General features: G+C 56.3%; 12 protein-coding genes. 3 read left to right on the plus strand and 9 right to left on the minus strand.

What is annotated here, in order from left to right; all coding sequences use genetic code 11:
- Positions 1-258: 258 nt before the first annotated feature.
- The 9 genes from lon to nrdR form a co-directional block, all read right to left on the minus strand.
- Positions 259-2766 carry an endopeptidase La gene (gene lon / locus CXF87_RS01045; protein ID WP_101145126.1) on the minus strand — a complete coding sequence of 836 codons (2508 nt, stop codon included), beginning with the start codon at positions 2764-2766 and terminating at the stop codon, positions 259-261.
- Positions 2767-2942: 176 nt separating this feature from the next.
- A complete protein-coding gene (locus CXF87_RS01050) occupies positions 2943-4196 on the minus strand; it encodes a DUF945 family protein (protein WP_101145127.1) in 1254 nt (417 codons plus the stop codon).
- 99 nt (positions 4197-4295) lie between these two features.
- On the minus strand, positions 4296-4769 hold the full coding sequence (locus CXF87_RS01055) for a phosphatidylglycerophosphatase A family protein (RefSeq protein WP_008959669.1): 474 nt from the start codon (positions 4767-4769) through the stop codon (positions 4296-4298).
- Positions 4766-5767, minus strand: coding sequence for a thiamine-phosphate kinase (gene thiL, locus CXF87_RS01060; RefSeq protein WP_101145128.1), 1002 nt, complete (start codon positions 5765-5767; stop codon positions 4766-4768). The genes CXF87_RS01055 and thiL overlap by 4 nt, the downstream gene beginning before the upstream one ends.
- Before the next feature lie 36 nt (positions 5768-5803).
- On the minus strand, positions 5804-6298 hold the full coding sequence (gene nusB, locus CXF87_RS01065) for a transcription antitermination factor NusB (protein WP_101145129.1): 495 nt from the start codon (positions 6296-6298) through the stop codon (positions 5804-5806).
- Positions 6295-6783, minus strand: coding sequence for a 6,7-dimethyl-8-ribityllumazine synthase (ribH, locus tag CXF87_RS01070; protein WP_101145130.1), 489 nt, complete (start codon positions 6781-6783; stop codon positions 6295-6297). The genes nusB and ribH overlap by 4 nt, the downstream gene beginning before the upstream one ends.
- A gap of 73 nt (positions 6784-6856) precedes the next feature.
- A complete protein-coding gene (gene ribBA / locus CXF87_RS01075) occupies positions 6857-8023 on the minus strand; it encodes a bifunctional 3,4-dihydroxy-2-butanone-4-phosphate synthase/GTP cyclohydrolase II (RefSeq protein WP_101145131.1) in 1167 nt (388 codons plus the stop codon).
- Positions 8024-8078: 55 nt separating this feature from the next.
- A complete protein-coding gene (gene ribD, locus CXF87_RS01080; RefSeq protein WP_101145132.1) occupies positions 8079-9245 on the minus strand; it encodes a bifunctional diaminohydroxyphosphoribosylaminopyrimidine deaminase/5-amino-6-(5-phosphoribosylamino)uracil reductase RibD in 1167 nt (388 codons plus the stop codon).
- Positions 9242-9703 carry a transcriptional regulator NrdR gene (gene nrdR / locus CXF87_RS01085; RefSeq protein ID WP_101145133.1) on the minus strand — a complete coding sequence of 154 codons (462 nt, stop codon included), beginning with the start codon at positions 9701-9703 and terminating at the stop codon, positions 9242-9244. Before nrdR ends, ribD begins: the two co-directional genes overlap by 4 nt.
- Positions 9704-9914: 211 nt before the next feature.
- Here nrdR and CXF87_RS01090 point away from each other — a divergent pair, with 211 nt between their 5' ends.
- The 3 genes from CXF87_RS01090 (at position 9915) to dsbG (ending at position 13464) form a co-directional block, all read left to right on the plus strand.
- A complete protein-coding gene (locus CXF87_RS01090; protein ID WP_101145134.1) occupies positions 9915-11681 on the plus strand; it encodes a sugar phosphorylase in 1767 nt (588 codons plus the stop codon).
- 119 nt (positions 11682-11800) lie between these two features.
- On the plus strand, positions 11801-12616 hold the full coding sequence (locus CXF87_RS01095; protein ID WP_101145135.1) for a TlpA family protein disulfide reductase: 816 nt from the start codon (positions 11801-11803) through the stop codon (positions 12614-12616).
- Positions 12617-12681: 65 nt separating this feature from the next.
- Positions 12682-13464, plus strand: a complete 783-nt coding sequence (gene dsbG / locus CXF87_RS01100; protein ID WP_101145136.1) for a thiol:disulfide interchange protein DsbG — start codon at positions 12682-12684, stop codon at positions 13462-13464.
- Positions 13465-13530: the final 66 nt, after the last annotated feature.

A 13530-nucleotide genomic window follows, 5' to 3' on the forward strand; every position in this document is an offset into this window, starting at 1 on the left:
TACAAGGCCAGCCGAGGAAGCGTGGCTTCGTGCGGCGATAGGCGCTGACCAACAGCAGATGCCAGCATAGCCATAAATTATCAGCTATCTGGGGTGGTATCAATACAGCACCGCTACGCGGTGCGCGCTTATATCACCGCCCAATCGAAGATGCTTTACGCGCTGAGTGGTAAAAAAAGCGCCGTACTTAAGTAGGGCGCTTTTAACGGTTATTTTCACTCGCCTTCATGAACCACAGACAGCGTGTCGAGGCGTTAATTAACGGCCAAACACCACATCGGCTACATCGCGATAGCGTTTGGCAAAGTGCACCGTCATGCCCTCTTTCAGATAGTCCGGCAACTCTTCGTAATCACGTTTATTGGCCTCGGGCAGGATCAATTCGAAAATATCACTGCGCCGTGCGGCAATCACTTTTTCGCGAATACCGCCAACAGGCAGCACTTGGCCAGTCAAGGTTAGCTCGCCAGTCATCGCCAGGGGCCGGTCGATCGCATGGTGCTTAGCCAACGACAGCAGCGCGGTGGTCATGGTGACACCGGCCGAAGGCCCATCTTTCGGCGTGGCCCCTTCGGGCACGTGTAAGTGCACAAATGCCGAGTCAAAGAAATCGGCATCGGCGCCATACTCCTGCAGGTGCCCAAGGGTATAGCTGTAAGCGATATTGGCAGACTCCTGCATCACCTCTCCCAGCTTGCCGGTCAGCTTAAAGCCGCGATCCAGCGAGTGTACCTTGCCCGCTTCAATGGGTAGCGTTGCCCCGCCCATGGAGGTCCACGCCAAGCCGGTCACCACCCCTTCGCCAGTCAGCACTTTTTCCTTGCGGAAGATCGGCGCGCCTAAGAACTCTTCCAGATTCTTCACCGATATTTTGACCGTTTCGGGCTCCTCTTCGAGCAGCTTGACGGCCGATTTACGCACAATACGATGCAGCTGTTTCTCTAACTGGCGCACCCCGGCTTCACGGGCATAGCCTTCGATCACTTGCTTTAAGGCCGCATCGGATAAACTGATACGCTTTTTCGTTAGGTTGTCGCGTTTGAGCAGCTTCGGCCACAGGTGATTCTTGGCAATCGCCAGTTTCTCTTCAGCGATATAGCCAGAAAGACGGATTTGCTCCATGCGGTCTAGCAACGGCCCTGGAATCGAATCCAGCGTGTTGGCGGTGCATATAAACAGCACCTTGGAGAGATCCATGCGCACATCAAGATAGTGATCGAGAAAATCAACGTTCTGTTCGGGATCAAGCACTTCTAGTAGTGCCGAGGCGGGGTCGCCCTGGAAGGACTGCCCCAACTTGTCGATCTCGTCGAGCATGATGACCGGGTTCTCGACTTCAACCTCTTTAAACGCCTGCACCAGCTTGCCGGGCATCGCGCCGACATAGGTGCGCCGATGGCCTTTAATTTCCGCCTCGTCGCGCATACCGCCTACCGAAAAGCGGTAAAACTGACGGCCTAAGGCTTCGGCAATCGAGCGGCCAATAGAGGTTTTACCCACCCCTGGCGGGCCTACTAGCAGAACGATCGAACCACCGACATCGCCCTTAAAAGTACCTTCGGCCAGAAACTCAATAATGCGTTCTTTAACGTCTTTCAGGCCGTCGTGGTCACGATCGAGTACTTGCCGCGCATGAGGTAGATCGAGCTGATCCTGGCTGGTCACACCCCAGGGCAACGACGTTAGCCAGTCGAGATAATTACGTGTGGTGCCATACTCCGGCGAGCCGGTTTCCAGCACGCTAAGCTTATTCAGCTCATCATCAATACGTACTTGCACGCGCTCAGGCACGACCAGTGCTTCCAGCCGCGCTCGAAAGGTATCGACGTCGTTTTCGCGATCGTCTTTGGAAATGCCTAGCTCACGCTGGATCACCTTGAGCTGTTCGCGCAGGAAGAACTCGCGCTGGCGATCCTGCATTTGCGCGTTGACCTGCTCGCTGATCTCGCCCTGCAACAGCGCCACATCGATCTCTTTACGCAACAGCGGCAGCACTTTCTGCATCCGCTCTTCCACCGACAGCGTGGCCAGCACGTCTTGGAGTTCTGGCCCTTTGGCGGAGGTGATAGCGGCGGCAAAATCGGTCAGCGGCCCCGGTTGGTGAGGGCTAAAGCGGTTGAGGTAGTGCTTGAGTTCTTCACCGTACAACGGGTTGATCGGCAACAGCTCTTTGATGCCGTTGATGATCGCCATGGCATAGGCGCGGGTCTCTTCGTTCTCCGCGTCAACCGGCTCTTTTGGGTAGGTAACTTCCACCAAATAAGGCGGCTCTTTGGAGAGCCAACGGGTAATTTTGAAGCGCTGCAGGCCCTGGGCGATAAATTGAATCTGGTCGTCTTCGCCCTTGAGTTTATGCACTTTGACTGCGGTACCAATCTCAGGGAAACCTTCGTGATCAAGAGAGGTAACGCCCTGCTCGCCGACATAGGCGACGCCCAGGGTGTGGTGCGGCGTGTTACCCACGCGGCGCATGGTCTCTTCCCAGCGCTCACGGTTAACCACCAAAGGCTGAACTTGGGCGGGGAAGAAAGGACGATTATGAATAGGAAGAAGATAAATGCGCTCGGGCAGCATGTCGCTGGCGGGCACTAGGGAATTTACCCGTTCGCCGTCGGAGCGGTACTCTTTGCTGCCCTGCTCTTCAGCATTCTTTTCAGCACGCTCTTCATTATCATTGCGGGAATCGTCATCAGTGGATAATGACGGCTGTTCATCAAGTTCCCACTCAAAGTGTTCAGCGTCGTGTTCGTAATCCTGGTCGCTCATGCTTCCTCCAATGAACCGATACCGGCGGTGAGAACCGCCTAGCGTTGTCCATGGAATGCGGGCAGTGAGCCAAAACTTCAACCCTTATGGCCTGTTTTGTGGGAGGTAACGGTAGCTAGCGACCGGTGCAGCGTCATGCAGCTGAGTGGATAAAGCCAAGACTTTTGGTACAAAACTTAAGGCCATAGCTCTGGCATCGGCCGCCCATTAACACGCCAGACGCCGCGCACTACATCAAACTGCAGTTCACGGGTGCCGAGCGGTAAACCTAACCATAGTGCAGCAACGGTGGGTGCATCATGCCAGGTGAAGTCGCCATCAATACGCTCCAGCCATTTCGCCTGCTCGTCCTCTTCGTCGAGATTCACCACGCTAAGCTCATCCAACGCGCGGGCGTCAAAAAACAGCGCGCCATCCGCATCGAGACGAATGCCGAGCAGTGGGCTGTCTATCGCCACCGTGGGCACGTCTAGGCGCGGCGAGTCACTGAGCATATTCCGAAAATCAGGCTCAAGACGGGCCAGCAACCCTTCAGCCATGGGCAGGCTGGCATCGCCCCAAGCGGCTTCCTGGCGTAAACGACGAATGGCGTGGCGAACCGCATCGGCGTTGATGCGCGAAAGCTCCATCTCTATTCGTCCAATAAGCAACGGCGTTTCGGGTGCTTCTGAGGGAACCATCACCTCCCCCACTTCTAAATCGCCTTTAATGCGCAGTTCGCTTTCATCCAGCACCATATGGCTATTTAAATCGAGTGGCGCCAGTTGGATGTCATAGGAGGGATAGCTAAGCGTCAGTGTCTCAATATGCAGATGATCGCGCTGGGCAAAGTGGTAGGCACCATCGGTATAGGTGTAGCGGCTTTCAAGTACAGTGGGCCCTAATGCAAGCTGGGCCAAGCCATCGGTCAGCGTTAGCTGATCCAATAACCCACGCAGGCGCCAATCACCAAAGACGCCTTCGAGGCGCAGCCGGCCACCACGCACGGCTAACTCGCGACCATTTTGTTGAATGACAAAAGGCGCCAGGGCAAGGCGTAGTTCACTGCGGCCGCTAAGGGTGTGATAACGCCCCTGCCAACGAGGCACCGAAGGGGCGGTAACCTCCCCCACTGCTTGCTGCAACACGGTATCCAATCGAGGTAATACCGTGCCTTCTACATCCGTGCTTAAAATGCCGTGGCGAGCGCTATAGGTCAGTTCAAGCCGCCACGGCCGACCCAATAGCGGTGAAAGTATCAGCCGCCCTTGGGAACTTAGCCAACCCGGGTGGCTCTCAGTTCTGTTGACACGCCATTCGCCCCGCGCTTCAAGATCTACTAACGCCTGACGCAGGCTGCGCTCAAAGAGCACGCTTGAGAGAAGTTGCGCTGCCATCCATACCACGGCGATTATCGCCAGGGTAGGGACAATCAGACGTTCCTTGCGCATGCTGCCTCCTTGGTGCCAACGCACTTAAATGGCGAAAGCTACCGACAATGCCTGGTATCTGTAATACCTAGTATCCGTACCGTTTTCCTAATGAATTTTCTAATGCAGCCAGAACCACAAGTGCATAGTACTCCAGGCGTAGACTCCTGCCATCACATCATCAATCATAATGCCGAATCCGCCTGCGACACGACGGTCAGCCCAGCGTATTGGCCAGGGTTTAAAAACATCGAAGATACGAAAGACCACAAACCCCCACAGCGCAGCCTCCCATGAAAAGGGCACCGCGGCCATGGTGAGCCAGTAGCCGACAAATTCATCCCACACAATCCCTGAGTGGTCGTGAACACCTAAGTCGTGTGACGTCTTATCGCATAACCAAACGCCGACCACAAAAGCGACAAAACAAATGCTTAGGTACCACCCTAAGGGTAAATCCGCCATCATCCAGTAGAACGGAATGGCAGCCAGTGTACCAAAGGTGCCAGGAGCCCACGGCACCGTGCCGCTACCTAGGCCGAAGGCAAAAAAATGTGTTGGGCGGCGCCAGACACTTTTCGGTGCACGATTCATGGCGCGTCCCCACTAAAATGCTGCCAACCGGCATAGCCATTGACATAACTACTCAGATTACTCTGGTCAGAAGCACTAATGCCTAGCGTCTCACAACAATGACCAATCACCGTTAGCGTCAAGCCTAATGACGCAAGCCGTTGCTGAGCCTTGGTTATATCGTCAGCGTGTAACGTGACGAGCAGTTCATAATCATCACCACCGGAAAGCGCCGCCTTTAGTGCGGCCTCCCGACCCAGCGTGCTTTCCAGCTCTTCTGCCAGCGGTAAAGCGGCTACGTCGATGACTGCTCCGATCTGCGAAGCCTCGCGAAGGTGCGCCAGGTCGGCCATTAAGCCATCAGAAATATCCATCGCCGCGGTAGCTAATCCACGCAGTGCCACGCCCGCCGCCAAACGCGGTTCTGGCAACAAATAGCGGCGCAGTAACGGGTGCGTTAAATCACGCTCGCCCTGCTGCCAGAGCGCTAGCCCACCACCCCCGCCGCCTAAAGCACCGGTAACGGCAATCAGGTCGCCAGACTGAGCGCCGCTGCGGGTCAGCGCTTCGCCCACTGGCACATCGCCCATCACGGTCACACCAATCGAAAGCGCGCCGGAAGTGACGTCCCCGCCCACCAGCGTGGTGGCGTGTTGCTGGCAGAGTGTATGAAAGCCACGCGCGTAGTCAGCCAGCCAAAGATGCGCTGCGTCGTCATCGGCAAATTGACGCTGATCAAAGGTTAATGCCATGAGGCACCAGCGGGCGTTGGCCCCCATGGCGGCCAAATCGCTCAGCGCGACCGCCAAGGCACGGTGCCCCACCGCGAACGCTGGTGCTTCGCGGGGAAAGTGAACATCCACCACCGAGGTATCAACACTCACGGCTAGCTGTTGACCCGCTTGCGGCACTAATAGCGTGGCGTCGTCTCCACATCCCAGTGTGACGCCATTTGACGCAGTCGACGCCTCCTGCGACGACATAAAATAGCGTCGGATCAAATCAAATTCGGCAAGCACAAAGGCCCCTTAAACGCATTGTCATGACGCTCGCGTTCAGAGACGACGAGCGCTGACCTCGGCACTACGCAGGCGAATCGCCAGCTTGTCTAGAATGCCGTTCACGTATTTATGGCCGTCGGTGGCGCCAAATGACTTAGCCAGCTCAACGCCTTCGTTAATCACTACACGATAGGGTACTTCCATTCGCCGGGATAGCTCATAAGCGCCTAAGCGAAGAATCGCCAGTTCGACGGCATCGAGATCTTCCAGGCGGCGATCTAACAACGGGGAGATTTCACGATCCAGTTCCGCTTTAAAACGAACGGTGTTATGTAGCAATTCGTGAAACAGCGCTTTGTCGGCGATCTCCATCACCTTGACCCAGTTTTCGTGGTCTTCCAGGTCGTCATCGGCTACCTGGCTACGAAACTCGGCTTCAATGGTAGTGATGGATTTACCCGTCATTTGCCACTGATAAAGCCCCTGCACGGTTAACTCACGCGCCGCATGGCGGCCCTGCTGAGCGGCAGAGGGTTTACGCTCGCTCATTGGTTATCTCCTAACGGCAGCGCGCGTAGCAGTGAGACCATTTCCATGGCCGCCATGGCCGCTTCGGTGCCTTTATTACCGGCTTTGGTGCCCGCACGCTCAATCGCTTGTTCAATGTTTTCAACGGTTAATACGCCGTTAGCGACCGGGGTATCAAACTCAAGCTGCAAGTGATTAATCGCCGTGTTGCAGCCGCCCGCTACGTATTCAAAGTGCGGCGTACCACCGCGAATCACCGCGCCCAGCGCGATGACGGCGTCAGGCTTCATCACCTTCAGCACGCGCTTGACCGCTAACGGCAGTTCCCAGGCACCCGGCACGTGAACAATATGGATATGCTCAGCATCGACGCCATGACGCGTCAAACTGTCGACCGCCCCTTCCACCAGGCTATCCACCACGTGATGGTTAAAACGTCCGACCACGATGACATAATGTCCATCGACGTCAACAAAAGTACCTTCAACTTGAGAAAGGGAGTTCATCAATTTATTCCTGCTGCTTAGTACTGCTAGATTAGTACTGCGAGATTAGTCCTGCTGGAGTGATCCTGCTGGGTCAGTCCTGCTGAAAGGTTGGCTCATCCGCCGTGTCATTAGGCCCCAGACGCTCAACGACTTCGAGATCAAAGCCGGATAGCGCGGAGAACTTCCACGGTGAACTCAATAATCGCATTTTACCCACGCCTAAATAGCGCAGAATCTGCGAGCCGGTGCCAATGGTTAAATAGTTGCCAGCGCCGTCAGAATCACTGGTACGCGGCTGGCGAATGCGATCTAAAAAGATATCCAGTTGATCTTTTAAATCCTGATGGGGGCGACCGTCATCAATCAACACAAATACCCCCGCGTTTGAACTGGCAATCTCCTCCAGCGCCCGGTGGGCATCCCAGCGGCACTGGTCGCCTTTCATCAGGCCCATCACATCGCGCAGCGTATCGGTAAGATGCACGCGAACCGTGGTGGACTCCTCTGGGGTGGGCTGACCGTTCACCAACGCCAAATGGTGAGCGCCCTGAATGCGATCACGGAAAACGTGCAGCGTCAGCTCGCCATGCGCCGTCATCACCGTTGAGGCTTCCAGGTGATCAATAGTCTGCTCGTTGACGATGCGGTAGTGAATCAAATCCGCAATGGTGCCCATTTTAATGCCGTGTTCTTGGGCAAACGCTTCAAGTTCTGGGCGGCGCGCCATACTACCATCGTCGTTCATGATCTCGCAGATCACACCACTGGGATCACAGCCCGCCAGTGCGGCCAGATCACACGCTGCTTCGGTATGCCCCGCACGGCGAAGCACGCCGCCGGGCTCTGCCATCAACGGGAAAATATGCCCCGGCTGAACGATATCAGAGGGCTTGGCATGGGGCGCCACTGCCGCTTGAACCGTGCGCGCGCGATCCGCGGCTGAAATACCGGTGGTAACGCCTTCAGTCGCTTCAATCGAGAGCGTAAATTTGGTGCCAAAGCCGGAGCCATTGTCACGCACCATGAGCGGCAAATTAAGCTGCTCACAACGGGCACGGGTCATCGGCATACAGATAAGACCACGGGCGAAACGGGCCATGAAGTTGATATGCTCGGCCTGCACTTTTTCGGCGGCCATGATGATATCACCTTCGTTTTCGCGATCCTCATCGTCCATGAGAATCACCATTTTGCCCTGGCGGATATCGTCCACCAGCTCGGCGATAGGGGCTAAGCCTCTAGAGGAGGAGTGCACCATGGAATCTCCAAAAAGTTGTCGCGAAAGGTTGTCGCGTAAGCTGCGATTTTGCGCGTCAGGGTACCTTGGTATCACCAGTTGCGCTAGTCGCCTGAGGGGAGGCGATAATGCGCCAATCGCGCCCCACCGCCCGCATATCATGAATCGTTAAACGCCGCTGATCCGCCATGCGCGAGAGCCCTGGCAGCGCAAACAGCGGTCGTGCCTCGCCACCTAACAGCGTGGGGGCGACAAACAGCTGCAGCTCATCGACCAGTTCTGCATCCAGCATGGCGCCCGCTAAGGTCGCACCAGTTTCTACCAGCAGCTCATTAACCTGTTCGCTCTCGGCTAACCAATTCAGCATCAAGGCTAAATCAATGCGTCCATCACTACCGGCAGGTAATACATGCACCTCGGCACCTGCTTTGGTTACTCGTTCGCGCTTTTCAGCCATGTGATCAGGCGTGGTAATTACCAAGGTGCGCCCCGGTTCGCTTAAACAGGCGGCCGCCAAGGGCAAGCGTAAATGGGTATCTACTATCACTCGTAGCGGTTGGCGCTGTACCACCTCATCGGCATTGGCAAGCTGAAGCTGCTCAGCACGAAGGGTAAGCCGCGAATCGTCCATGATAATCGATTCTACGCCGCTTAAGATGGCACTGGAGCGCGCCCTCAACCGCTGTACCTGAGTACGCGCCTCGGGCCCGGTAATCCACTGGGACTCGCCTGACCCCATGGCGGTACGGCCGTCCAGACTCATCGCCATTTTCAACCGTACAAAGGGCTTATGAGTCGACATCCGGGCGATAAAACCAGGATTCAGTGCACGAGCGTCGCTCTCAAGCAACCCGACCGCCACCTCAATACCCGCCTCTTCCAGCAATTGAATACCGCGACCGCTGACCTGGGGGTTAGGGTCCACCATCGCGATCACGACTCGCGCCACGCTAGCTGCCTTCAATGCTACCGCGCAGGGCCCGGTGCGCCCGGTGTGGGAGCATGGCTCCAGAGTGACATAAGCGGTCGCCCCCTGGGCCAGCTCACCCGCGGCGTTCAAAGCGTGAACTTCCGCATGGGGTTCGCCAGCACGCAAGTGAAAGCCCTCTCCGACGATCTGCTCATCGCGGACAATGACGCAGCCTACCCGCGGGTTAGGGTCGGTAGTGTAAAGGCCTTTGCGAGCCAGCTGCAGGGCGCGAGCCATATACCGGTGATCCGCTTGGCTAAATGCAGCACTCATTTTGAAGGCTCTTGAGAAAGCCGATCAATCTCAGCGCGAAATTCGTCCAAATCCTGAAACTTGCGGTACACCGAGGCAAAGCGGATGTAAGCCACATGATCGAGGGTTTTAAGCGCCTGCATCACCGACTCACCAATATCTCGGGCATTGATCTCACGATCCCCTCGCGCACGAAGGGTTTGGCGTATGCGCTCTACCGCCGCTTCAATGGCTTCCGCGCTGACCGGGCGTTTTTCAAGCGCACGCAGCATGCCCGCCCGGAGCTTAGCTTCATTAAAACTTTCCCGTGAACCGTCTGACTTCACCACGCGAGGCATCACTAGTTCAGCGGTTTCGTAAGTGGTAAAGCGCTCCTGACAGCTCGCACACTGGCGACGACGGCGCACTTGATCGCCATCGGCTACCAATCGCGAATCGGTCACTCGAGTATCGTTTGCACCACAAAAAGGGCAATGCATAGCGGTCAACCTGTTGTCAGCTCGTGTTGGCATGCCGCACGAGTTAGCGTGTTATAACCTGGCAATGAATATGCTATTAATGGCGTTTAAACCAGCATCAACGTCTTAAACTAATGGATGTGAGCGTTTAAACGCGCTATCAACCACGCATTGTAACGATTTGGCACACAAGCTGCAGCGTTTGTGGCAGATTGTTTATCAGGAGCCAACCATGTCCCCCTTTGAGCAGACTGTGCACGGCTACCTCAGCCACCTATACGGGCCGCGTGCTGGCGAAGTGCAGCGCCGCTTAAATCAACACATTGAGCATTTTTTGTCGCTTGCCCCTTTTTCGTCCGCCCCCGGTGATGCTCCTTCCAAAAACGCACCTTCATGGAGCGAAAAAGATCAGTGGGTGATTAGCTATGGTGACTCCATTATAGAAGAGGGGGTGCCACCACTGGCTGTGCTTAGCGAATTTCTTCAAGCACGGCTGGGTGATCGCATAAGTGGTGTACACGTGCTGCCCTTCTTCCCGTGGAGTAGCGACGACGGCTTCTCGGTGATCCATTACCGGGAAGTGAATAGTGAGCTTGGCGACTGGTCGCATATCCGCGAGCTCGCCGGTCATTACGATCTTATGGCCGATTTGGTGCTCAATCATGTTTCCAGAGAGTCGCTCTGGTTTGTGGATTACCTGAGCGGCAGCCTGCCAGGCCGCGACTACTTTATCGAAGTAGATCCTGACACCGATGTCTCCCAGGTAGTTCGCCCCCGCAGCAACCCGTTGCTGGTTCCTATTTCAACCCGGCGCGGCACTCGTTACCTATGGGCAACGTTCTCCGAAGACCAGCTCGACCTAAACTTTGAAAACCCGGATGTACTGCTAGAATTTGTAGGCATTCTGCTTTTCTACCTGGAGCAGGGTACGCGAATTGTGCGCTTAGATGCAGTGGCTTTCTTATGGAAGCGGTTGGGCACCTCCTCTATTCACCTGCCGGAAACCCACACCGTGGTGCGTTTGCTTCGCGCGATTGTTGATCATGTCGCCCCCGGCACTCTGCTGATTACCGAAACCAATGTGCCGCACCAAGAGAACATCAGCTATTTCGGGCTTGAGCGAATCCCCCAAGGCCCGCCTGATGAAGCGCATATGGTGTATCAATTTGCCCTACCGCCCCTGCTGTTACATACCCTAACCCGTGGCGAAGCCAGCACTATGCAAACCTGGCTGGCTAGTTTGCCTGTGCTACCCGACCACTGCACTTACCTGAACTTTACTGCCAGCCACGACGGCATTGGGGTGCGCCCGCTGGAAGGATTACTGCCTGATCACGAGCGCGATGCACTGCTGGAACTAATGCACAAATTTGGCGGCTTTGTCAGCATGCGCAGCAACCCAGACGGCAGCGACACGCCCTACGAGATCAACATCACCTGGTTTGAAGCCATGCGTGGCACCCGCCGTGGCCCGGATCCATGGCAAATAGCCCGCTTCCTGTGCAGCCAAGCAATCATGCTTAGCCTTCAGGGAATTCCAGCGCTCTATATTCATACGCTGACCGGCACACTCAACGATGTAGAAGGCGTTGAGCGCAGTGGTCGCTTGCGCTCGATCAATCGGCGGCGCTGGCAGCGTAGCGAGCTGGACCTGCTACTGGATAGCCCTTCAACGCCTACCCACGATGTTTTTAACGCCTTAAACCGGCTACTGGATCAGCGCCGTCAAGAGCCCTGCTTCCACCCGACGGCTGCCCAGCGGGTGTTGGAATCGCCACCCGAATTGCTGGCGGTGGAACGCGGCCCACTGCATGACGGGCGTCGCTTGCTAGCGCTGTATAACGTCACTGATCTGCCGCTTCCTTTAGAGAACGTGGGTGAGGCGGTAAACCAAGCGCTGGATCAACACGCATGGCAAGCGCTTGACCCTGCTAATCCCTGGGTGGCTGAAGGTGCCCTTCCGCCTTATGCGGTGCGCTGGTTGGTGGCCACCCGTTAGCCGCGGCGCCTCGCTCGCCTGTTGCGACATAACGCCCCAGGGGCAACTAACATAATCCTTAAATAATCTAGTGCTGCGATGATGCCAGTCCAAGATTACATGAAGGATCGTTATTGGTTATGTTGCAGCAAAGCATCGCCCTTGGCCCGATGGGCTTTAGTATTCACCAGCTATTGATCGGCCTGGCCTTTTTATTGGCACTGCTGGCTGGCGCACTGTTGGGAAGGCGCCATCGGGTAGCCGTCAGCGATACGCTGTTTACCCTGCTGCTGGTTGCCCTTGTCGGCGCGCGCCTGGTTTTCGTCCTGCGTTACTGGGGAGAATACGAGGGGCTACTTGGCCGTCTGGATATTCGAGATGGCGGGTTTGATATCGTCGGTGGCCTTGTCGCGGCACTGGCGTACGCCGGCTGGACACTGTGGCGCTCCCCCCGCCAGCGAGTGCCACTTTCCGGCGCCCTACTGGCGGGCGGCCTTGTCTGGGGGTTGACCGCCGCTAGCGCCACCATGATAGAGCATCAATCCCGGCCGTTGCCGGAGGTGGCGCTGACTACCCGTTCAGGCGAGCCAATCGACCTTCCCCAACTGTCACGCTCGACCCAGCAACCCATGGTGGTCAATTTGTGGGCCAGCTGGTGTCCGCCCTGTATCCGTGAAATGCCGGTGTTTGAGCAAGCACAGAATAATGAACCCGGCATCACCTTTGTGTTCGTTAACCAAGGGGAGTCGCTCGGCCAGATTGACGCTTTCATGGATGAGTACGGTTTTTCTCTCGATAACGTGTGGCAAGATCCACGCAATGCCGTTGGCCAGGCTACCGGCGCCAACGCGATGCCTACCACACTTTACTATGATGCCGACGGCCAACTCGTTAGCTCCCATTTTGGCGAGCTTTCCAGCGCCACCCTGCAGCAAGGATTGGAGCGTTTACGCTGATTGCTGCATGAACCGACCACCTTTTTCGCCTGGCTAACGTCATCTCACACAAACAGGATGTTGCAATGCGCTTGAACCACTACACCACTCTCAGCAGTTTTCTTCTCCTGGCAGGGCTGGGAGGAGTATCCACAGGTTACGCCGATGAACTCCCTGCCCCAGTGCAGGCACTGGCCGACCAGGGCCTGGAAATTCATGGCCAGTTTGACGCCCCTGCCGGTTTGCGTGGTTACGGCGCCAGCGTTCAGGGCCAAGACATGGCCATCTACCTGACCCCAGATGGCGAGCACGCGGTGGTGGGGACACTGATGGATAGCGAGGGTAACGACCTCACTGAGGCGCAACTGGACGAGCACGTACGTGCGCCTTTAGAAGCACAGACCTGGCAGCTTCTGAGCGAAAGCCATTGGATTCAGGATGGTGACGTGGATGCCCCTCGTGTGATTTACACCTTCACGGACGCCAACTGCCCCTATTGCCGTCAGCTATGGCAAGACGTTCGCCCCTGGGTAGAGGCCGGTGAAGTGCAGTTGCGCCATATCATGGTGGGTATTTTAGCGCCCGACAGCCCTGGCAAGGCCGCCGCCATACTCGGAGCCGACGACCCGGCGGCTACACTGCATGCTCATGAAAGTGGCCAGGAAGAAATCGACGCCAGTGCCCAACCACGAGAGATCGAAGAACAGGTTTATGCCAATAACCAGCTTTTCGAAGAGCTAGGGCTGTATGCCACGCCCACCTCGGTTTATCAGCGTGAAACAGAAAATGGTAGCGTGCGTCTTGACCGCATTCAGGGTATGCCCAGTGACGAGCGGCTGATCGACATGATGGGCAGTGAAGCGCCATAGGCTTAGCTGCCACCGCCAATTGAGAATGCCGCGTCGCTACGCTCATCAAAATGACATATGAAAGTT

The organism is Halomonas sp. MES3-P3E (genome assembly GCF_002836035.1).
Taxonomy (GTDB): domain Bacteria; phylum Pseudomonadota; class Gammaproteobacteria; order Pseudomonadales; family Halomonadaceae; genus Vreelandella; species Vreelandella arctica.

What these genes read in the sequence shown, in the direction of transcription:
- lon (WP_101145126.1), bottom strand. Translation starts at nt 2,766, where the DNA reads ATGAGCGACCAGGATTACGAACACGACGCTGAACACTTTGAGTGGGAA.
- CXF87_RS01050 (WP_101145127.1), bottom strand. Translation starts at nt 4,196, where the DNA reads ATGCGCAAGGAACGTCTGATTGTCCCTACCCTGGCGATAATCGCCGTG.
- CXF87_RS01055 (WP_008959669.1), bottom strand. Translation starts at nt 4,769, where the DNA reads ATGAATCGTGCACCGAAAAGTGTCTGGCGCCGCCCAACACATTTTTTT.
- nusB (WP_101145129.1), bottom strand. Translation starts at nt 6,298, where the DNA reads ATGAGCGAGCGTAAACCCTCTGCCGCTCAGCAGGGCCGCCATGCGGCG.
- ribH (WP_101145130.1), bottom strand. Translation starts at nt 6,783, where the DNA reads ATGAACTCCCTTTCTCAAGTTGAAGGTACTTTTGTTGACGTCGATGGA.
- ribBA (WP_101145131.1), bottom strand. Translation starts at nt 8,023, where the DNA reads ATGGTGCACTCCTCCTCTAGAGGCTTAGCCCCTATCGCCGAGCTGGTG.
- ribD (WP_101145132.1), bottom strand. Translation starts at nt 9,245, where the DNA reads ATGAGTGCTGCATTTAGCCAAGCGGATCACCGGTATATGGCTCGCGCC.
- nrdR (WP_101145133.1), bottom strand. Translation starts at nt 9,703, where the DNA reads ATGCATTGCCCTTTTTGTGGTGCAAACGATACTCGAGTGACCGATTCG.
- CXF87_RS01090 (WP_101145134.1), top strand. Translation starts at nt 9,915, where the DNA reads ATGTCCCCCTTTGAGCAGACTGTGCACGGCTACCTCAGCCACCTATAC.
- CXF87_RS01095 (WP_101145135.1), top strand. Translation starts at nt 11,801, where the DNA reads ATGTTGCAGCAAAGCATCGCCCTTGGCCCGATGGGCTTTAGTATTCAC.
- dsbG (WP_101145136.1), top strand. Translation starts at nt 12,682, where the DNA reads ATGCGCTTGAACCACTACACCACTCTCAGCAGTTTTCTTCTCCTGGCA.